General features: G+C 71.2%; 18 protein-coding genes and 1 pseudogene. 16 read left to right on the top strand and 3 right to left on the bottom strand.

Annotation, left to right across the window (positions count from 1 at the left end):
* Entirely contained in the window at window positions 1-1,440 is a 1,440-nt protein-coding gene (locus ACZ4WS_RS03480; protein ID WP_467977167.1) for an NAD-dependent succinate-semialdehyde dehydrogenase, read from the top strand.
* 23 nt (window positions 1,441-1,463) lie between these two features.
* Here ACZ4WS_RS03480 and ACZ4WS_RS03475 read toward each other — a convergent pair whose 3' ends face one another.
* The gene (locus tag ACZ4WS_RS03475; RefSeq protein ID WP_467977165.1) at window positions 1,464-2,210 is read right to left on the bottom strand and encodes an IclR family transcriptional regulator; all 747 of its coding nucleotides are present in this window, start codon (window positions 2,208-2,210) and stop codon (window positions 1,464-1,466) included.
* A 301-nt stretch (window positions 2,211-2,511) separates the two neighbouring features.
* On the opposite strand from ACZ4WS_RS03475, the gene solA reads away from it, so the two are divergent.
* From solA to ACZ4WS_RS03405, 14 genes are all read left to right on the top strand, one after another.
* A complete protein-coding gene (gene solA, locus ACZ4WS_RS03470) occupies window positions 2,512-3,660 on the top strand; it encodes an N-methyl-L-tryptophan oxidase (protein WP_467976694.1) in 1,149 nt (382 codons plus the stop codon).
* Window positions 3,661-3,687: 27 nt separating this feature from the next.
* Complete coding sequence (locus ACZ4WS_RS03465) at window positions 3,688-4,686, top strand: M14 family metallopeptidase (RefSeq protein ID WP_467976692.1); 999 nt, start codon at window positions 3,688-3,690, stop codon at window positions 4,684-4,686.
* Between the two features lie 228 nt (window positions 4,687-4,914).
* Window positions 4,915-6,018 (top strand): ABC transporter substrate-binding protein, encoded by a 1,104-nt coding sequence (locus ACZ4WS_RS03460; protein ID WP_467976691.1) that lies wholly within the window; start codon window positions 4,915-4,917, stop codon window positions 6,016-6,018.
* Window positions 6,011-7,174: an ABC transporter ATP-binding protein gene (locus tag ACZ4WS_RS03455; protein WP_467976689.1), complete on the top strand. Its 1,164-nt coding sequence runs from the start codon at window positions 6,011-6,013 to the stop codon at window positions 7,172-7,174. Before ACZ4WS_RS03460 ends, ACZ4WS_RS03455 begins: the two co-directional genes overlap by 8 nt.
* Window positions 7,175-7,176: 2 nt before the next feature.
* Entirely contained in the window at window positions 7,177-8,079 is a 903-nt protein-coding gene (locus tag ACZ4WS_RS03450; RefSeq protein ID WP_467976688.1) for an ABC transporter permease, read from the top strand.
* Window positions 8,076-8,939 carry an ABC transporter permease gene (locus ACZ4WS_RS03445; RefSeq protein WP_467976686.1) on the top strand — a complete coding sequence of 288 codons (864 nt, stop codon included), beginning with the start codon at window positions 8,076-8,078 and terminating at the stop codon, window positions 8,937-8,939. The genes ACZ4WS_RS03450 and ACZ4WS_RS03445 overlap by 4 nt, the downstream gene beginning before the upstream one ends.
* Window positions 8,936-10,330, top strand: a complete 1,395-nt coding sequence (locus tag ACZ4WS_RS03440) for an aminotransferase class III-fold pyridoxal phosphate-dependent enzyme (protein ID WP_467976684.1) — start codon at window positions 8,936-8,938, stop codon at window positions 10,328-10,330. The genes ACZ4WS_RS03445 and ACZ4WS_RS03440 overlap by 4 nt, the downstream gene beginning before the upstream one ends.
* A 42-nt stretch (window positions 10,331-10,372) precedes the next feature.
* Window positions 10,373-11,326 carry a succinylglutamate desuccinylase/aspartoacylase family protein gene (locus tag ACZ4WS_RS03435; protein WP_467976683.1) on the top strand — a complete coding sequence of 318 codons (954 nt, stop codon included), beginning with the start codon at window positions 10,373-10,375 and terminating at the stop codon, window positions 11,324-11,326.
* Window positions 11,323-12,783: an aldehyde dehydrogenase family protein gene (locus ACZ4WS_RS03430; RefSeq protein ID WP_467976681.1), complete on the top strand. Its 1,461-nt coding sequence runs from the start codon at window positions 11,323-11,325 to the stop codon at window positions 12,781-12,783. The genes ACZ4WS_RS03435 and ACZ4WS_RS03430 overlap by 4 nt, the downstream gene beginning before the upstream one ends.
* Complete coding sequence (locus ACZ4WS_RS03425; protein ID WP_467976680.1) at window positions 12,780-13,718, top strand: aldo/keto reductase; 939 nt, start codon at window positions 12,780-12,782, stop codon at window positions 13,716-13,718. Before ACZ4WS_RS03430 ends, ACZ4WS_RS03425 begins: the two co-directional genes overlap by 4 nt.
* A 59-nt stretch (window positions 13,719-13,777) precedes the next feature.
* Window positions 13,778-14,443, top strand: a complete 666-nt coding sequence (locus tag ACZ4WS_RS03420; RefSeq protein ID WP_467976679.1) for a haloacid dehalogenase type II — start codon at window positions 13,778-13,780, stop codon at window positions 14,441-14,443.
* A 15-nt stretch (window positions 14,444-14,458) separates the two neighbouring features.
* Window positions 14,459-15,742: an NAD(P)/FAD-dependent oxidoreductase gene (locus ACZ4WS_RS03415; RefSeq protein WP_467976677.1), complete on the top strand. Its 1,284-nt coding sequence runs from the start codon at window positions 14,459-14,461 to the stop codon at window positions 15,740-15,742.
* A 131-nt stretch (window positions 15,743-15,873) separates the two neighbouring features.
* Entirely contained in the window at window positions 15,874-16,554 is a 681-nt protein-coding gene (locus ACZ4WS_RS03410) for a hypothetical protein (protein WP_467976675.1), read from the top strand.
* 135 nt (window positions 16,555-16,689) lie between these two features.
* On the top strand, window positions 16,690-17,397 hold the full coding sequence (locus ACZ4WS_RS03405) for a sigma-70 family RNA polymerase sigma factor (RefSeq protein ID WP_467976673.1): 708 nt from the start codon (window positions 16,690-16,692) through the stop codon (window positions 17,395-17,397).
* 199 nt (window positions 17,398-17,596) lie between these two features.
* Here the strand turns inward: ACZ4WS_RS03405 and ACZ4WS_RS03400 are convergent, their stop codons facing one another.
* On the bottom strand, window positions 17,597-18,205 hold the full coding sequence (locus ACZ4WS_RS03400; protein WP_467976672.1) for a TetR/AcrR family transcriptional regulator: 609 nt from the start codon (window positions 18,203-18,205) through the stop codon (window positions 17,597-17,599).
* A 46-nt stretch (window positions 18,206-18,251) separates the two neighbouring features.
* On the opposite strand from ACZ4WS_RS03400, the pseudogene ACZ4WS_RS03395 reads away from it, so the two are divergent.
* A pseudogene (locus ACZ4WS_RS03395) lies at window positions 18,252-18,728 on the top strand (MFS transporter); the annotation flags it as partial.
* Between the two features lie 49 nt (window positions 18,729-18,777).
* On the opposite strand, the gene ACZ4WS_RS03390 reads toward ACZ4WS_RS03395, so the two are convergent.
* Window positions 18,778-20,556, bottom strand: a complete 1,779-nt coding sequence (locus tag ACZ4WS_RS03390) for an aromatic amino acid lyase (protein ID WP_467976670.1) — start codon at window positions 20,554-20,556, stop codon at window positions 18,778-18,780.
* Window positions 20,557-20,612: the final 56 nt, after the last annotated feature.

The following is a 20,612-nucleotide window of genomic DNA, read 5'->3' as shown; positions in this document are numbered from 1 at the left end:
ATCGACGACGTACCCAAGCAGCTGTTCATCGGCGGGAGTTGGCGGGATGCCGCCGATGGCGCCACCATGCCCGTGGACGATCCGGCCACCGGCGAGATCATCGCCCACGTCGCCGACGCCGGGCCGAAGGACGCCCGGCTCGCCGAGGACGCGGCCGTCGAGGCCCAGGAGGAGTGGTCCCGTACGGCGCCCCGGGCGCGCAGTGAGATCCTGCGCCGCGCCTACGAGATCATTCTCTCCCGCACCGACGAACTCGCCCTGCTCATGACCTCCGAGATGGGCAAGCCGCTGGCCGAGGCCCGGGGCGAAGTGGCCTACGCCGCCGAGTTCTTCCGCTGGTTCTCGGAGGAGGCCGTGCGCATCGACGGCGGATACGGCACCCTGCCGGACGGACGTCACCGGATGCTGCTGATGCGCCGTCCCGTCGGGCCGTGTCTGCTGATCACCCCGTGGAACTTCCCCCTCGCCATGGGCACCCGCAAGATCGGCCCGGCCATCGCGGCGGGCTGCACGATGGTGCTCAAGCCGGCCCCGCAGACCCCGCTGTCCAGCCTCGCGCTCGCCGGGATCCTCAAGGAAGCCGGTCTGCCCGACGGCGTGCTGAACGTCGTCACCACCTCGCGGGCCGGGGAGGTCGTCGAGCCACTGCTGCGCGGCGGTCGCGTCCGCAAACTGTCCTTCACCGGCTCTACGCAGGTCGGGCGGCTGCTGCTCGCCCAGTGCGCCGACACGGTCGTCCGCACGTCGATGGAGCTGGGCGGCAACGCCCCGTTCCTCGTCTTCGACGACGCCGACCTGGACGCGGCCGTCGACGGTGCGATGACCGCCAAGATGCGCAACATGGGCGAGGCGTGCACGGCCGCCAACCGCTTCTTCGTCCACGCCTCCGTGGCGGGCGAGTTCGGGCGGCGGCTCGCGCGGCGGATGGGGGCGCTGGTCGTCGGGCCCGGTACCAGGGAGGGCGTGGACGTGGGGCCGCTGATCGACGACGCCGGGCGCGCCAAGGTCGAGGAGCTGGTCGCCGACGCGGTGCGGCGGGGCGCCGAGGTGCTGGTCGGCGGGGCCGCGCCGGACGGCCCGGGACGCTTCTATCCGCCGACCGTGCTGGCGGACGTGGACCCCGGCAGCCGTCTGATGGACACGGAGATCTTCGGGCCGGTCGCGGCGATCCTCACCTTCGACGACGAGGACGAGGTCGTACGGCGGGCCAACGACACCCCGTGGGGCCTGGTCGGTTATGTCTTCACCGAGGGCCTGGACCGTGCCCTGCGGGTCAGCGAGCGGCTGGAGGTGGGCATGGTCGGCGTCAACACCGGGCTGGTGTCCAACCCGGCCGCGCCGTTCGGCGGGGTCAAGCAGTCCGGGCTCGGCAGGGAGGGCGGCCGGGTCGGGATCGAGGAGTTCCTGGAGTACAAGTACCTTGCGATGCCTGTGCGTTGAGGCTCCCGGACACCCCCGCTTGCCTACCCACCCAGCCGCCGCGCGGTGATTTCCGCCGCCGTGTCCGCGACGAGGCGGCCCAGTTCGGGCAGCCGGGCGGCGTCGTACCGGGAGTCCGGCATGGAGACGGCCAGTGCGGCGAGCGGGGTGCCGTCGCCGTCCAGGATGGGCGCGGCGAGCGCGCACACGTCCGGGCGGTACTGATTGCGGTTGACCGCGTACCCGTCGGTGCGTACGCGGTCCAGGCCGGCGCGCAGTTCGGCCGGATCGCTGGGGGTCGACTCGCTGTAGCTCTCCAACCCCCGGGTGATCACCTCGTCGATGTCGGCCGCCGGGAGGTGCGCGAGGATCGCGTGCCCGGTGGCGGTGGCGTGCAGTGGTGAGGTGTCACCGATGTCGTGGAACGTACGGACCGCTTGGTCGCAGTCGACCCGGTCCACCACGACCATGCACTGCAACGCGTCCGGCACCGAGAGGTGAATCGTCTCGTTCACCGAGTCCCTGAGCCGGACCATGGGCTCCCTCGCAGCCGCGAACAGACTTGAGCCCTGAAGCGCCGCGGGCCGTACGGCGAGCACCCGTACGCCGATCTCCCAGCGGGTCGTGTCCTTGCGGTTCGCGCGCAGCCAGCCCGCCTCGTTCAGAGTGACCAGCGTGCGCTGCACGGTCGACTTGGGAAGCCCGAAGAGCTTGGTCAGTTCCCCCACGGTCACCGGCTGATGCTGCGCGACCGCTTCCAGGATGCGCAGTGACCTGGTCACGCTCTTCATTTCCATCTGGTTTCCCCCTGTTAATCCTGCGAATTGTGCGTCGACACCCTCTTGACTCCCTACCGGCCCGCTGCAATTCTCGTGCCAGATTCTAGCACGGCGTTCCACAATGTGGCACGGACTCCGGATGGGCGACCTTCACAAGAGGTCGACTCCACACAGGAGTTGAGTCCCGAATCCCAGCCCCTCTCATCCCGGACGGGTGCGCGCCTCTGATCTCCTCCACCCCTTCTCGCATCGAACAGCCTGCGCGCCGGGCGCCCAGCTTGAGCGTCCGGCGAGACGAAAGGAACCCCCTTCTGTGTCTGTCAGGAAGCGTGTCGCCGTCGTCGGTGTCGGAACGATGGGCAGCCAGGCCGCCTGGCGCCTGGCGGCCCGCGGAGCCGAGGTCGTCGGCTTCGACCGCTTCGCCCCGGGCCACGACCGCAGCGCCGCCGGCGGGGAGACCCGGATCTTCCGCAGCGCACACTTCGAGGACTCGCGGTACGTTCCCCTGCTGCTGCACGCCGACGCCCTGTGGGAGCAGCTCCAGCGGGAGACCGGGCGCGAGCTGCGCCGGCTGACCGGCTGTCTGCTCATGGGCCCCACCGAGCACCAGCAGATGGCCACCGTCCTGGAGTCCATCGCCGAACACGGCCTCGACCACGAGGTGCTGGATGCCGAGGCACTCGCCAAGCGCTTCCCGCAATTCCGTATCGAGGACGGCGACGCGGCCGTACTCGACCGCCACGCGGGCTTCATCCGCCCCGAGTTGACCATCCACTCCGCGGCCCGCCGGGCCGAGCAGCTCGGCGCCCGCATCCACCGCTACACCCCGGTCCGCGAGATCGTGCCCGTCCCGAACGGCGTGGAGATCCGTACGGACGCCGGGAGCGAGCACTTCGACACGGCCGTGGTCACCGTCGGCCCCTGGGTCAACGACCTGCTGCCCGAGCTGCCGTGGGAGGTGGACATCCGCCGGCTGATCAACGCCTGGTACGTGCCCACCACCGACGCCTGGTTCGGGGAGGGCGAGGAGCGCCCGGCCTTCATCCGCACCGCGCCCACCCACTGCTACGGACTTCCTTCGCCGGACGGCGTCTCCGTGAAGCTCGGTCTGTCCCGGGCGCTGCATCGGCCGGTGGATGACCCGAACCGCCTCGACCGGACCGTCGAGCCTGAGGAGCTGGACATCTTCACCGAGCTGCTCTCGCGCTACATGCCTGACCTGCACCCCGACCCGGTCCGGTTGTCCGTCTTCATGGAGGGCTACACCGAGAGCAGCCGTCCGCTGGTCGGCCCGTTGCCCGGCGGACAGGGCAACGAGAACGTCGTCCTGCTCGCCGGATTCTCCGGCCACGGCTTCAAACTCTCGCCCGCCATCGGTGACATCGCAGCCGACCTCGCGCTGGAGGGCACGTCGCCCCGGCCCATCGACTTCATCTCCACGTCGGACCGCGCAGCGGCCTGACAGCTCCGACAAGCAATGAGGTACGACATGACGCCACAGGACGCCGCTCCTTCGTCCCTGGACTTCGGCGCACTGCACGCCGCGCCCGGAACCAAGACCCGCGGCGCCGTCCCGGCCGACCTGGGCACCACCACCGCGGACGTCCCGGTCACCCTGGTGGGTGGCACCCGGCCCGGCCCCCGCGTGGTCATCACCGCGGGCGTGCACGGCGGCGAGTTCACCGGCGTGGACGCCGCGACGCGGCTCGCGGCCCTGCTGGAACCCGATGAGGTACGCGGCCAGGTGCTCGTCTGCCCGGTCGCCAACCCCCCTGCCGTGTACGAGGGACGGCTCGGCACCTCGCCTCTCGACGGGGTGAACATCAACCGCGTCTTCCCCGGTGACCCCGACGGTTCTCCCACCGAGCGGCTGGCGGCCTGGCTCTTCGCGCACCTGATCGACGGCGCGGATGCCTACATCGATCTGCACTCCGGCGGCATCGACGAGACCCTGCGCGACTTCGTCGGCCTGCGCCTTACCGGCGATGACGAAGTCGACGCCAAGGCTGGGGAGATGGCCCGGTCCCTCGGCATCGAGGACATCATCCTCGGGCTCGATGCCGAAGGCGGCAACAGCCACGCGGCCGCGGCCCGGCAGGGCATCCCTGCCGTCCTCGTGGAGACGGGCCAACTCGGCGAACGCGACCCGGCCGCGGCCCGCCGCCTCGTAGAGGGCCTCTACGGGCTGCTGCGCAGACTCGGCGCACTGGACCCGGCCGATCCGTCCGAGCCCGCGCCCGTACGCGAATGGGTCTGGGCCGGAGCCGTCACCGCCGAGGCCACCGGCCTGTGGTACCCGGACTTCACCGCCGGCGACGACGTGACGGAGGGCCAGATCATCGGCCACATCATCGAGCCGGCCGACGGCCACGAGCACAAGGTCGGCGCCACGGCGAGCGGACGGATCTTCTACGGCATGCACGGCCTCACCGTGGCCCCCGGCGCCGAACTGGCCGCCATCGCCGCCCCGAAGGACCCCGGCCGCTGACGCGGTCCTCCGGTCCTGGCAGCTGATGACGCCCGCCGGTCCGGCCGCTGGAGCCGTCCTCCGATCCCAGCAGCTGACGCCACCCGCCGGTCCCGGGCAGCTGACGACGTCGGCCGGTCCGGGCCGCCCCGAAACCCCACCCCCCGCAGCCCTCGCAGCACCCGCGCACCCTACGAGATCCACCACGACGCATCCCCCTTCACGCACAGCACTGCCAGGAGGCACAAGGTGAGAGATGTCCGGATCGATCGCAGACTGTTCCTGCGCGGCGTCGGCGGAGTCGCGGCAGGCGTCGCCGCGACCTCGCTCACCGCATGCGGCACCGGCACCAGCCGGTCCGCCGACAGCGGCAGCGCCAAGAGCTCCAAGACGCTCGTCGTCCGCAACAGCGGCGGCACCTATGGCGAAGCCAACCAGAAGGCGATCTACGAGCCGTTCACCAAAGAGACCGGCATCCAGATCAAGGTGGCGAACATCGAGTACGCCCAGATGCTCGCCCAGATCAAGCAGGGCCGCCCGCAGTTCGACGTCATCGACGACTCCATGGCCGACTTCGTGCTCTTCAAGCAGGAGGGCGCGACCGAGGAGCTGGACTACGACCGGCTGAAGAACTTCACGAACGCGGGCATAGCCAAGTCACTGGTCGCGACCCACGCGCTCGGCAAGAACTACTGGGCCAGCGTCATGGCATACCGCACCGACGCCTTCGGCGGGAAGAAGCCCGCCTCCTGGGCGGACTTCTGGGACACCAAGGCGTTCTCCGGCAGCCGCGCGCTCCAGGCGGTGGACGCGGACCTGCCCGAGCTGGAGTTCGCGCTGCTCGCCGACGGTGTGGCGCCGGACAAGCTGTACCCCCTCGACGTGGAGCGCGCCTTCAAGTCCCTGGACCGGATCAAGGGTTCGGTGAAGAAGTTCTGGGACACCGGTGCCCTGCCCGGCGTGCTGCTCGGCCGCAAGGAGGTCGTGGCCTCCAGCGTGTGGCACGGCCGTCTGGACGACCTCATCAAGCAGGGCTCGCCGCTGGCCTACCAGTGGAACGGCGCCCGTCGGCAGAGCAACGGCTGGGGCATCCCCAAGGGCACCGCCAACCTCGACGCCGCCTACGAGCTCATCGACTTCTCGCTCCGGCCCGAGGTGCAGGCGCACTTCGCCGAGATCTACCCCATGGGCCCGGTCGTGCCCGCCGCCTACAAGAAGCTCTCGACCACCACCGCCGCGAATCTCGCCAGTTCGCCGAAGCACCTGGAGACCGGCTTCGACCTGGACGTCGAGTGGTGGATCAAGAACCAGGACGCGGTCTCCAAGCGTTGGCAGGAGTGGACGCATGCCTGAGCTCGACGTCAAGTCCGAGCGGCAGCTGTCGGCCCCGGCGGCCTTCCCGCCGCCGGGCTCCGGCACCGGAAAGCCGCTGTCCGTGACGGGACTGCGCAAGACGTACGGTGGCGTCACCGCCGTCGACGAGGTCTCCATGGAGATCGCGGCGGGCGAGTTCGTCACCTTCCTCGGGTCCTCGGGCTCCGGGAAGACCACCACCCTGATGATGATCGCCGGATTCACCGAGCCCGATTCCGGCACCATCCTCGTGGGCGACCGCGATGTGACCCGACTGGCGCCGCAGAAACGCGGCCTGGGTTTTGTCTTCCAGCAGTACCTGCTCTTCCCGCACATGACCGTCGGGGAGAACATCGCCTTCCCACTCCAGCTCCGGGGCACACCGAAGGCGGAGATACGCCGCCGGGTCGGCGAGACCCTGGAGATGGCCGGGCTCTCCGGCCTCGCCCGCCGCCGGCCGCGCGAACTGTCCGGCGGCCAGCAGCAGCGCGTCGCCCTGTGCCGGGCCCTCGTCTACCGGCCGCCGGTCATCCTCATGGACGAGCCGCTGGGCGCCCTCGACAAGAAGCTGCGCGACCAGTTGCAGACCGAGATCAAGCGGATCCAGCGCGAACTCGGCCTCACCGTCATCTATGTGACGCATGATCAGGAAGAGGCGCTGGTCCTCTCCGACCGTATCGCCGTGATGCGGGACGGCCGGATCGACCAGTTCGACACCCCCAGGGAACTCTTCGAGCGGCCCCGCACCCCGTTCGTCGCCGACTTCCTGGGCGCCGCCAACTTCCTCAACGGGCATGTGGAGGGGCAGCCCGATGATGCAGCGCACTGTCTCGTACGGCTCGACACCGGCGGTCTGCTGAAGGCGCGTGCGCAGTCGGTGCCGGACGGCGGGCGGGTGCGGGCCGCGGTGCAGCCGGGGCGGCTCGGGCTGTGTCAGGCGTCCGACGGCTTCTGTACCGGGACCGTGGAGGCGGTCACCTATGTGGGAACCCTGGTCAGGGTCGCCGTCCGGCCGATCGGAGACGAGGGCGCCGAACTCGTACGACTGGAACTCCCGGCCGGCCGCGCACCCGCCGTCGGCGAACGTGTCGGCCTGACCGCCGAGCCCTCGGACGTCAGCGTGTTCGCCGCAGAAGCCGTAGAAGGGGACGGGTGACCATGGCCGGCTCCGTACTCGCCCCGGCACCCGCCACCGCGGTCCGTCCGAAAGTCCGTCTCGGCCGCCGCACCCGCTTCGGGCTGCTCAACGCCGCGCCGGTCGTCATCTACCTCCTGATCCTCTTCGTCTACCCGATCTTCAGCACCCTGCTGCTCAGCCTCAAGGGCGACGACGGCGCCTGGACGCTGCACTGGTACGCCGACGCGTTCCGCGGTGCCAACCTGGAGATCCTGCTCACCACCCTGCGGATCTCCGCCGAGACCTCGCTCCTCAGCCTGGTCATCGGCTTCCTGCTGGCCTCCGCGGTGACCCGGCTGCGTCCGCTCTGGGCCGGCCTGGTGATGATCATCGTCATCGTCCCGCACTTCATCAGCGCGCTGGTGCGCACCTACGGCTGGATCATCCTGCTCGGCGAACACGGCGTCGTGAACAATGTTCTGACGGACCTTCACATACCGGGCGCGCCCTTCCAGTTGCTCTACAACGAGCTCGGTGTGGTCATCGGCACCACTTCGGTGATGCTGCCGTACACGGTGCTGCTGCTGTACGCCGTGATGCGCGGGGTCGACCGGCGGCTGCTCGCCGCCGCGGCCAGCATGGGCGCGGGACGACTGGTGATCTTCCGGCGGATCTATCTGCCGCTGGTCGCCCCCGGCCTGGTCAACGCCGGAGTGCTGAGCTTCATCCTCTGCCTCGGCTACTACCTCACGCCCGCCCTCATGGGCGGCCCCAAACAGACCATGGTCGCCTCGCTCATCGACGAGCAGGTCATGAAGCAGAACCAGTGGAACGGCGCCTCCGCGCTCGGCATCATCCTGCTGCTGCTCACCTTCGCCGGACTGCTGCTCCTGCGGCTGGCCAAGGCCGTCGGCGTGGCCGCACGGAATCGGGGCACGTCATGATCGGACTGCGCTCCACACTGACCGGGCGGATCGCCCTGACGGTCTTCTCCACTCTCATCCTGCTGTTCCTCGCCCTCCCGATCGTCGTCATCGTCGTCACCTCCTTCGGCAACGACGCCTTCGGCTCCTTCCCGCCCGACTCCTGGACCCTGGGCTGGTACCGCCAGTTGTTCGCCGACGGCAGCAAGTGGCCCGCCGCGCTCGCCCTGAGCGCCCTGGTCGCCGCGCTGACCACCGTGTTCTCCCTGGTCCTGGGGATGACCGCGGCCACCGCACTGGTCCGCAGCGAACTGCCGCTGCGCTCCGCGGTCTACGGGCTCGTGCTCGCCCCGCTGGTGATCCCCCAGGTCGTCATCGCCCTCGGACTCTTCCTGCTGTTCGAGCCCGCCTCGATGCTCGGCAGCCCGATCGCCATCGCACTCGGCCACACCGTGCTGGCCTCACCGATCGCCGTGATGATCCTGATGGCCACGCTGAAGGGCATCGACGAACGGCTGGAGGACGCGGCGGCCAGCATGGGCGCGGGCCGGCTCACCATCGCCCGGCGCATCACCTTCCCGCTGGCCGCTCCCGGGCTGATCGCCGCCGCGATCTTCTCCTTCATCACCAGCTTCGACGAGTTCTTCATCTCCCAGTTCCTGTCCTCCGTCGACACCGTGACCCTGCCGGTCGAGGTGTTCAACGTCCTCCAGTACGACGTCGACCCGTCGGTGACCGCCATCAGCGCGATCCTCATCGCCGTCGCCGTCCTGGCCCTCGCACTGGTCGGCGTGGTGCGCCGACTCGGCTCCGACAAGCAGAGCGGTCTGCTGCCCATGGAGCCCGCAGCGGGCCTCCCCGCCGGAAACGAGACCCCATGACCACGAGCACCAACACGAGCAGCACCGGCGAACTGCCTTCCACCGCCGCCCGACATCTGCTGCTCAACATGACGCCCAACGGCTCACTCGGCCGCGACGGCGAGAACGTCTTCGTCGTACGGCGCGGCGAGGGCCCGTACATCGACGACGCGGACGGCAGACGCTACATCGACGGCCTCTCCGGCCTGTACTGCTGCCAGCTCGGCTACTCCTACGCCGACGAGATCGCGGACGCCGCCGCCCGGCAGCTGCGGGAGCTGTGCTTCAGCCCGCTGTGGTCCTCCTCCGCGCATCCCACCGCCATCGAACTCGCCGAGCGGCTCTCCCGGATCGCCCCCGTCGACATCGAGCACACCTTCTTCTCCGGCGGCGGCGCGGAAGCGGTCGAGACCGCCTGGAAGATCGCCCGCAAGTACCACGCCCTGCGCGGCGAACCGGGCCGCACCAAGGCCCTCTCCCGGCGCGGCGCCTACCACGGGCTGACCCTGGGCGCTCTGTCGCTCACCGACGACCCCGGCCTGAAGGAGCCGTACGGCCCCCCGGCCATCGAGACCCGGTTCGTGTCCAACACCAACCGCTTCGGTCTGGCCCCGGAGTTCGCCGACGACACCACGTACACCGCCTACCTGCTCGCCGAGTTGGAGGCCGAGATCCTGGCCGAAGGCCCGGAGACCATCGCCATGCTGATCGCGGAGCCGGTGCAGAACCGCGGCGGCTGCATCACCCCGCCCGACGGCTACTGGCCGGGGCTGCGGGCGCTGGCCGACCGGTACGGCTTCCTGCTCGTCGCCGACGAAGTGATCACCGCCTTCGGCCGGCTCGGCGAGTGGTTCGGCGGCGACCGCTACGGCGCCCGCCCCGACCTCGTCACCGTCGCCAAGGGCATCACCGCCGGGTACGCCCCGATGGGCGCCACCCTCGTCGGGACCCGGGTCGCCGAGGTCATCAATCAGCCCGGCGCGGTCCTCAACCACGGCTACACCTTCGCCGGGCACCCGCTGAGCGCGGCGATCGCCCTGCGCAGCCTGGAGATCATGGAACGCGACCGGATCCTGGAGAACGTACGGGATCTGCAAGGCCGTCTCGCGGAGCGCATGGCATCCCTCAGCGCGCTGCCGATCGTCGGAGACGTGCGCGGCGCCGGGTTCTTCTACGCCTGCGAACTCGTCGGGGACCTGGCGGACGGCGGCTTCTCCGACCCCGCCCGCTCCGCGCTCGTCGCCGACCTGATCCCGCGCCGGCTGCGCGAGGCCGGACTGCTCGCCCGGGTCTACAACCGGGCCGCCCCGCTGGTGCAGATCGCCCCACCGCTGATCAGTGACCGCCCACTCCTCGACCGTATCGCCGACATCATCGCGGACACCCTCGACGAGGCCTCCGACCGTCTCTGACACGGCAGTTGAGGCATGACACCCGCATTCGAAAGGAATCCCATGTACTCCATCGGTCCCCTGACCGTCGCGCCCGGCGAACGAGCCGAGGGTCTGATCCCGGTCGGCACCAGCACCTACGGCGTCGACCTCGGCATACCGCTGATCGTCGTCAACGGCACCGAGCCCGGCCCGGTGCTCTGCGTCGACGCGGGCGTGCACGGCGACGAGTACGACGGCCAGCAGGCCATCCGCCGCGTGCTTGCCGAATCCGACCCCGCCACCCTGCGCGGCACCCTGGTCGGCATCCCCTGCATGAACACCCCGGCCTTCGAGGCCGCCGCCCGCACCAGCGGCCTGGACCACCTCAACCTCAACCGCATCTTCCCCGGCGACGCGGACGGCTCGTACTCGCTGCGCCTGGCCGCCACCTTCGTCGAGCAGGTCGTCCCCGCCATCGACGCGCTCGTGGACCTGCACACGGGCGGCACCTTCGGCGAGATCGCCCCGCTGGCCATCGTCCAGGGCGGCTATGAGGAGCTGGCCACGGACATGGGGCTCGCGGCCGGACACCAACTCGTGTGGAAGGGCGGCAAGTGGGGCGGCACGGTCCGGCACCCCACCCTCGCGGCGGGCAAGCCCGCCATCACCATCGAGGCGGGCGGCGGCACGTATCGCGAGTCGACCGTCGAGCTGCACATCAACTCCGTCCGCAACATCATGCGGCAGCTCGGCATGACCGACGGTGAGCCGGAGCTGCGCGACAGCTACACCGCCGTCAGCGGCACCTTCGCCCGCTCCGCGTCCGGCGGCTTCTTCCTCGGGCACGCCGAGCCGGGCGAGACATGCAAGGAAGGCGACCTGATCGCCCACGTCGTCGACCACTACGGCAACACGCTGGAGGAGGTCCGCGCCCCGCAGGACGGCATCGTGCTCTGGGTGCGCCGCATCCGCACCGTCCGCCCCGGCGACGAAGTCGTCATCTTCGGCGAGATCCAGGGGGAGATCCGCCCGTGACCGGCGAACTCCAGCCGACCGAACTGCTCATCGACGGCAAGCGGGTTCCGGCCGCCGACGGCCGCACCTTCCCCGTCCTCGATCCCGCGCACGGCACACAGATCGCCGAGGCGTCCCTGGCCGGGACGGCGGACGTGGACCAGGCGGTGGCCGCCGCGCGGGCCGCCCTGGCGGCACCCGAGTGGGCGCGGATGCGCGCCGCCGACCGGGGGCGGCTGCTGTACCGGATCGCCGGGGCGATCCGCGACCAGGGCGAGCGGCTGGCCCGTATCGAGAGCCTCGACGTCGGGAAACCGCTGCGGCAGGCCAAGGCCGATGTCGAGGCCGCGGCCCGCTACTTCGAGTTCTACGCCGGAATCGCCGACAAACTCGGCGGCTCCACGATCCCGCTCGGCCCCGGCCTGCTCGACTACACCGTCCGCGAGCCGATCGGCGTCTCCGGCCAGATCATCCCCTTCAACTACCCGCTCCAGAACACCGCCCGGGGCTCCGCCCCGGCGCTGGCGGCAGGGTGCACGGTGGTGCTGAAGCCGTCCCCGGAGGCACCGTTGACGCCGCTGGAGATCGGGCGGATCGCCCTCGAATGCGGGCTGCCGCCGGGCGTCCTGAACGTCGTGCCCGGCGACGGCGACACGGGCGCGGCCCTCGCCGGACACCCCGGCATCGACCAGGTCACCTTCACCGGCTCCGTACCCACCGGGATCAAGGTCGCCCAGGCGGCAGCCGCCAATGTCGTGCCCGCGGTGGTGGAACTCGGCGGCAAGTCACCGGTCGTCGTCTTCGCCGACGCCGACTTCGACCTGGCGCTCGGCGCGGTCGCGGGATCCGTCTTCGGCAACGCGGGGCAGACCTGCTCGGCCGGGACCCGGCTGCTGCTCCAGCGCGGCGCGGAGGAGTTTCTCGACAGGCTGGTGGCGTACGCCGCCTCCCTGAGCCTCGGCCCGGGTGTGGCCGACCCGGACGTCGGCCCGCTGGTCGCCGCCCGCCAACGTGACCGCGTCCAGGGCTACTTGGACCTGGCGCGCGAGGAAGGTGCGACCGTCCGCACCGGTGGCGGGAGCCCGGCGGACCCCGCCCTCGCCGACGGCTACTACATCGAACCCACCGTCCTGACCGGGCTCACCAACCAGGCCCGCACCGCCCGCGAGGAGATCTTCGGCCCGGTCGTCACGGTCATCGAGTTCGACGACGCCGACGAGGCGCTCGCCCTCGCCAACGACAGCCCGTACGGCCTCGCCTCGTACGTCTGGACCCGCGACCTCGACAAGGCACTGCGCATGGCCGAGGGCATCAGGGCGGGCCAGGTGTACGTCAACGCCACCGGCGTCGGCACCGGCGTCGAGCTGCCCTTCGGCGGCTACAAGCACAGCGGCTGGGGCCGGGAGAAGGGCCTGGAGGCGCTGGCGAGTTACACCCAGACGAAGAACGTCTGCATCGGGTTCGGGGAGCGGCCATGAGGTACCGGCGGCTCGGCGAGCGCGGGCCCATGGTCTCCGTGGTCGGTCTCGGCGGCAACAACTTCGGCTCCCGGCTCGGCGAGGACGGCACAAAGGCCGTGGTGCACGCGGCGGTCGACGCCGGGATCACGCTCTTCGACACCGCCGACATGTACGGCGGGTTCGGTGAGTCGGGCGGCGCGCGCGGCGACGGCGAACGGCTGCTCGGCGCCGCGCTGAAGGGCCACCGCGACCAGGTCGTGCTGGCCACCAAGTTCGGCATGGAGATGGGCACGGACGCCGACCGGTACGGCAGGCGCGGCGCCCGCCCGTACATCCGGTACGCCGTGGAGAGTTCACTGCGCCGGCTCGGCACCGACCGGATCGATCTGTACCAGTACCACGAGCCGGACGGGTTCACCCCGCTCGACGAAACGGTCGCGGCGCTCCAGGAGTTGGTCGACGAGGGCAAGGTCCGCCACATCGGCTGCTCCAACCTCCCGGCCGAGCATCTCACCGACGCCTTCGTCAGCACCCAGGCCCGCTACCACCTCCTCGACCGCGGCGCGGAGACCGGCCTGATCCCGGCCTGTCTGCGCACCGGCGTCGGCCTGCTGCCGTACTACCCGCTGGCCAACGGCCTGCTCAGCGGCAAGTACCGGCGCGGCGAACAGCCCCCACCGGGCAGCCGGCTGTCGTGGCGGCAGGGCTGGCTCACCGACGCCGCACTCGACCGCGTCGAGGCGCTCGTCCCGTACGGCACCGAGCGCGGCCTGAGCCTCCTTCAGGTGGCCGTCGGCGCACTCGCCGCCCTGCCCGCCGTCGGCTCCGTGATCTGCGGCGCCATGACCCCCGAGCAGGTCACCGCCAACGCGGCGGCGGCCGACTGGACTCCCGACGCGGCCGACCTGGCCGCACTCGACACGATCGTGGCCCCCGGCGAACGGGTGGTCTGAAACCCCCAGAGATTCCCCATGAGACCGCCCATGACCTTCCCGGAATGAGGTTGAACACCATGCGTGAGATCGTCACGTTCGACGCCTACGGCACCCTGATCGACTTCCAGCTCGGCCCGACCACCCTCAAGGTCCTCGCCGACCGGCTCGACCTGGACGGCCTGGACGTCGACGAGTTCCTGGACGACTTCCGCGTCATGCGCTTCCAGGCCGTCCTCGAGGCGTACCGCCCGTACGACGAAGTCCTTCACTCCAGCCTGGAGATGGCGATGCGGCTGCACGGCCTGGAGTACCGGACGTCGGACGGCGACGCCCTGGTCGAGGCGGTGCCCACCTTCGGCCCGTTCCCCGAAGTGCCGGACGCGCTGCGCGCGCTCAAGTCCCGCTACGAGATCGCCATCATCTCCAACACCAACGACGACCTCATCGCCCAGAACGTCGCCAACATCGGCGTCGAGTTCGACCATGTCATCACCGCCCAGCAGGCCCAGGCGTACAAGCCCGACCGCCAGACCTTCGAGCACGCCTACAAGGTCATGGACATCGACCCGGCCCAGGTCATTCATACCGCGCAGGGCTGGGAGTACGACCTCATCCCCACCCGCGACCTCGGTCTGAAGCGGCGGGTGTGGATCAACCGCTACGGCCGCCGCGGCAGCACCGCCCATCAGCCGTACGACGAACTCCGTGACCTGTCGGGCCTGCCCGCCCTCCTCGGCTGCTGATCAGGAGCCCTCGCCATGAAGCAGATCCCTTACTGGCTCGACACCGCTCCGCAGCTGCCCGACCGTTCGGGCAAGGACCTGCCCGACACCGCGGACGTGGTGGTCATCGGCGGCGGACTCACCGGCCTGTCCACCGCCTACCACGCCGCCCGCAAGGGCGCCCATGTCGTCCTCGTCGAGAAGGACAAGGTCGGCTCCGGCGCCTCCGGGCGCAACGGCAGCATGTGTACCCAGGGCATCACCGTCGGCGTCGCCGAGGCCCGCAAGCGCTATGGGCAGCCGCGCGCACGGGAGTTGTACGACTCCTTCCGCGAAGCGGTCGACGTGGTGGAGGAGTTGACGCAGAAGGAGCAGATCGACTGCGACTTCCACCGGGCCGGGCGCCTCGGAGTCGCGTACAAACCCCAGCACTTCGACGGCATGCGGGCCACACAGCGCGACCTCGCCGAGAACTTCGGCCACGAGACGCGCCTGCTCAGCAAGAGCGAGATGCGCACCGAACTCGGCTCCGACTACTACCACGGCGCCCTGCTCGACCCGCTCAGCGCCGCCCTGCACGTGGGCAAGTACGTGCACGGCCTGGCGGAGGCCGCGGAACGCGCGGGCGCCGAGATCCACGAGCGCAACGCGGCCACCGCCCTCACCCGGACGCCCGACGGCGGCTTCCTGGTCGAGACCCTGCAGGGCACGATCCGCGCCAAGCAGGTGATGGTCGCCACCGACGCCTACACCGACAAGGCGCTGCCCTGGTTCCGCAAGCGGCTGATCAACGTCGGCAGCTTCATCATCGTCACCGAACCGCTGGGCGAGGAGCGCGCCCGTGCACTCATCCCGGGCGGCCGGCTGGTGGTCGACTCCAAGAACATCGGCCACTACATCCGCCTCACCCCGGACCACCGCCTCGCCTTCGGCGGCCGGGCCCGGTTCGCCCCGTCCAACCCGGCCTCCGACCTCAAGTCGGGGGATGTGCTGAGGCGTGAACTGACGGAAATCTTCCCGCAGTTGGCGGACGTACGGATCGACTACGTGTGGGGCGGCAGCGTCGGCTTCTCCTACGACCGCATCCCGCACGCGGGCGAGGAGAACGGCCTGTACTACTCCATGGGGTACTGCGGCCACGGCGTCCAGATGGCCACCTACATGGGCCGGGCGATGGCCGAGATGATGGACGGCCACCCGGAGGCCAACCCCCTGCGCGGCCTCGGCTTCCCCAAGGTCCCCGTCCCCTTCTACAACGGCACCGCCTGGTTCCTGCCCTTCGCCGGGGCGTACTACAAGGCCAAGGACCGGCTGCGCTGAGCTGAACCCAGCACCCATCGCCCCGCCGGCGGCACAGCGTTCGTCGGCGGGGCGATCGGTGCGGCCGCACCCCGCCGATTTCCGTACCCACCCCTGACGGCCGGGCCGCGGATGCGAGGATGAGGGCCGTCATGATTGCTGGGTGGGGTTCTCGCACGGTACGGGCCGCGGTGTTCGCGGCCGTCTGTGTGCTGCTCGCCGCCCTCGGGCACGTGATGATGTCGGGCGCTTCGGTGCCCTGGTGGGAGATGGGCGCCGGAGCCGTGGCCACGGGCGGCGCGGGCTGGTGCCTGGCCGGTCGTGAGCGGGGGCTGCCGCTGATCGTGTCCGTGGTGGTCCTCGCGCAGGGCGCGCTCCACTCGGCCTTCGAGTTCGCGCAGTCGGTCGTACAGCCGGCGGCCCCGGGCTCGACCGGCACGGCCACCATGCCGATGGCTTCGATGGCCATGGACTTCACGGACATGAACTCCATGGCTTCCATGGACATGGGGAACGTGGGCTCGGGCCACATGGCTCACGCCGGCCAAGACATGGGCGGCACGTCGTCGTTCGGCATGTTCGCCGCTCACCTGCTGGCCGCGCTGCTGTGCGGCCTGTGGCTGGCGTACGGTGAGCGCGCCGCCTTCCGCATCCTGCGAGCCGCGGCGAGCCGACTGGCCGCCCCGCTGCGGCTGCCGCTGGCGCTGCCCGCGCCACCGCACCGCCCGCACATCCGGGTACGCCGCAGCCGCTCGGACCAGGCGCTGCGGCCACTCCTTCTCGTCCACGCGATCACCTCTCGGGGTCCTCCGGCCCGGGCCGCTGTCGTCTGAGACAGCTGGTTCCCCGAGGTGCCTCTGTGCGCGCCTCGGGCATCGCCCGTACCTCCCGTACGGGCGTACCCCACACCGGACCACCGCGCGCCGTCGTGCTGGTCCGGATCCCGGATGACCCGAGAAGGACACCTGGTGATCACTTCTGCCCTGCCCACGTCGCCCGACAGAAGCCATAAAGCGGCATCGGTCGACGAGTCGATCACCGCCTGGGCGCTCGCCGCCCGCGGCGGCGACCCGGACGCGGTGGACCGCTTCGTCCGCGCCCTGCACCGCGACGTCGTGCGCTACGTCGCCCACCTCTCCGCGGACCCGCAGGCCGCCGACGACCTCGCTCAGGACACGTTCCTGCGGGCGCTCGGCACCCTGCACCGGTTCGAGGGGCGTTCCTCGGCCCGTTCGTGGCTGATGGCCATCGCGCGCCGCGCGGTGATCGACAGCTTCCGGCAGGCCGCCGCCCGACCGCGGCTGTCCGACGTCGGCGACTGGCAGCTGACGGCCGAACTCGCCCAGCCGCGCGACCTGCCCGGCTTCGACGACGGCATCGCGCTCCTCGACCTGCTGGCCGCGCTGCCCGACGAGCGCCGCGAGGCGTTCGTCCGCACCCAGCTGATGGGGCTGCCGTACGCGGAGGCGGCCGCGGCCGGCGGCTGTCCCGTCGGGACGGTCCGCTCCCGCGTGGCGCGCGCCCGGTCGACGCTCATCGGCCTGCTCGCCGAGGCCGACGAGCCCCGCCTGGACGAGGCGGCCCACCCACGGGCCGGTCGCAGCACAGCGCTTGTCGGCTGCCCCGGTCACGCCTCGGCAGGAGCCGAGGTGGTGTGCAGGCGACCGACGCCCTGATTGAAGCGGCGGAGCAGCAGCGCGGCGGTGGTGGCGAGGCCGGTGAGGAGGCCGGTGAGGAGGCCGAGCCAGATGCCGACGCCGCTGTTCTGGGTGCTGTCGAAGAACTGCGGGACCGCCGCGACGAGGAGGAGGTGGGTGGCGAGGTCGGTCGGGGGCGCCCGTCGGACTGCCCGGGACCCGCTGGCGGTGCCGTATGTCAGCGTGCGGCCCGGACACCGTCGAGGGCGACGGTCAGGACGCGGTCGCGCTGGGTGTCGTCGAGGAAGTGCGTCGAGGTGATGCCGGCGACCATCCGCAGGAGGTCGTCGAAGTCCATGTCCGGGCGGGCCTTGCCGGCCTTCTGGGCCCGCTCGAAGAGCGGGCCGCCCGCCTGGTACATCGAGTCGCGGCAGGTGAGGAAGACGTCCGACTCGTTGTTGAGCGCCTCGCGGATGGCCCGCTTGGTCACGGTGTAGTCCACGAACCGGCGCAGCCACGAGGTCAGCGCCTCCCACGGCTCCAGCGCGGCGACCTCCTGGGCCACCTGGCACAGGGCGTTCACCTCGTCCGCGTAGACGCTCTCGAAGAGGTGGCGGCGGGTGGGGAAGTTCCGGTAGAGCGTGCCGATGCCGATGCCGATGCCGATGCCGATGCCGACGCCGACGCCCGCGCGACGGGCGATGTCTTCCAGGGAGGCTTCCGCGCCGTGTTCAGCGAACGCCTCGCGCGCGGCGGCCAGCGGGGCGTCGTAGTTGCGTGCGGCGTCCTTTCGGTGCGGACGCTGGGACGCGACGATCTCGCTGACGGGGAACGGCTGAGCCGTCACTGCTGCCTCCTGGCCGGCCGCGCGGCGCGGTCGCGGAGGGCATGGTGGACGGGCGTTCTCCGTGGGTGCGTGCGGCCGCACGCACCGTCGACGCGCTCGTACCCCTCCATGGACCGCCCTGTGGCACGACCGGCAGTGGCAAGTGGCCTTCGCGGCAGGCGTGTTCGGCCTCGGCATCGGGCTTGCCTTCGCGTCGATGGCCAACCTGATCGTCGGCAGCGTCCCGGCCGAGCAGACCGGTGCCGCAACCGGCATGAACGCCAACATCCGGACCATCGGCGGTTCCATCGGCGCCGCGGTGACCAGCGTCCTGGTGACCGGCCGCCTCCAGCCCTCGGGCCTGCCGTACGCGTCCGGCTACACCCACGGGTTCAGCTTGCTGGCCCTGCTCTGCCTCGCCGCCGCGCTGGCCGCACTCCTCGTCCCGGTCCAGCGCGCAGGCCGAATCTCCGGCACGCCCCGCGCTTCCGGCGACTCGGCACGCACCGAGCCGGAGGCCGTCGCGCCCGGCGCGCGGAGCTGACGGGCACGGCGGCGGACCGGCGTTCTGGACCCCTGGCCGGGTTTCCGGATCAGCACTCCGTGGCGAGTTCGGCGAACTCCTCCAGGAGAGCCGCGGCGTCGGTCACGTCGTCCGTGAGCGGGCGGTCCTCCATGGCGGGGTCCAGGACCGCCGCCGCACGGGCGTAGGCGCGGCCCGCCGGGGTCGCCTGGGCGGGTGCGGCGCCGCGCTGGCGCAGCGCCCGTACCGCGGCGACGAGTTCGCAGCCCAGCACCAGTCGGTACGCGTCGGTCAGCCGCAGCGCCTTGCGGGCCGCCTGGGTGGCGAAGCTCGCGGCCTCTTCCAGCCCGTGCGACAGCACCACGTGCCCGAGGGCGGCCGGGGTGGCGCACGCCTGGATCTCGGCGATCGCGGCCGCCGCGCCGTACTCCAGGATCATCATCCCCGAACCGGCAGACGCCCCGGCGGCCAAGTACGAGCGCAGCCCGGTCAGTTCGGGGCGGCCGAGGCCGGACAGCCGGGCGGCGGAGAGCCGGGCCGTGCCGAGCACGGCGAGGCACAACTGGTCGAGCCCGAGGGTGAGCGGGGTGGCGAAGAAACCGCCGTGGTGGTGGGCGACCGGAGCGCCCGTGAGCTCGTCCCAGCCGAACAGGGGGTTCTCGGCAGCCGAGTTGAGGTCGATGGACAGCACTCTCTCCAGGCCCGCCCACGCCTCCGTCGCGGGGCCGTGGGACTGGGGAAAGCACCGGAAACCGAAGGGATCCTGCACGCGTGCGGACGGCGAAGACGGCGGCGATGGCGGCGAGGACGCCGACGACGGCGAGGAAGGCGATGGCGCCGAGGATGGCGGCATCGACTGCTTCGGCACACCGGTCAGCCACCGCTCCGGTACGCCGGGATCCTGTCGTTCTCGTACGCCGGGAGCCGGTTCCCGTGCTCCGGGATCCTGTCGTTCTCGTACGCCGGGAGTCCGTTCCCGTACGCCAGGATCCTGCCCTTCCGTCACATAGGACACCCGCCGCTCCGGTACGCCCAGCAGCCCCCGCACACACGCCGCCGCCCGCCCGATCGCCGGATGCGGGTGGGCCCGGTGGACCTCGGGCGCGTACGGCTCGAGGGAGCCGTCCACCGCGTGCAGCGACAGCGCGGCCACCACGTGCGCGGCGCGCAGCAGCCTGCCGAGGTCGTGACAGACGAGCGCGGACTGCCCGAGGGTGAGGGCGTTGCTGCTCAACAGGGCCAGCGCGTCGCCGCGTTGGAGCTCCAGCCGCTCGGGGAACGGCTCCGCGCCGCCGGCCTCGTCCCGTTGCCACGAGCCGTGCCCGAAGAGGGCCAGGCCCAACTGCGCCAGCGCCGTCAGGTCGCCGGTGCCGACGGACCCGTACTCGTTGACCAGGGGATGTGCCCCCGCTCGGAGCGCGTCCGCCAGCGCCACGGCGATCTCGGGGCGCAAGCCGGAGCCCCCGGCGAGCAGTTGGTTGACCCGCACCACCATCATCGCGCGGACCTGGCGCACCGGGAGAGGATCGCCCAGGCCGCCCGCATGGCTGAGCAGCAGCCGCAGGTCATGGCCCGCGCCGTCCTGTTCCTCGACGGCAACACCCCGGTGCGCCCCGACACCGGTGCTGTGCCCGTACACTCGGGCGCCCTCCGCCGCCAGCCTGCGCGCGGCCCGCCGGGCGCGCTCCATCGCCTCAAGCGCCGCAGGACGCACGCCGGGAGGCAGCGCGCCGTCGGCGATCCGGGCGACCGTGCCCACGTCGAGACCATGGCCGTCGAGTGACGCCCCGGTGGCCGCGGCGCCGATGGCCGTGCCGCCGGGGGCCGAGTCGGCGGTGCGCTTGAGCATGACGGGCGTTCTCTCCTCAGCCGTACGTCGCCAGGGCGTCGGGCCGGAGCGGATGC

The sequence above is a fragment of the Streptomyces sp. NPDC029292 genome (genome assembly GCF_055569295.1).
Note: the sequence above shows the minus strand (reverse complement) of the source record. Positions and strands in the feature narration are given on the sequence as shown.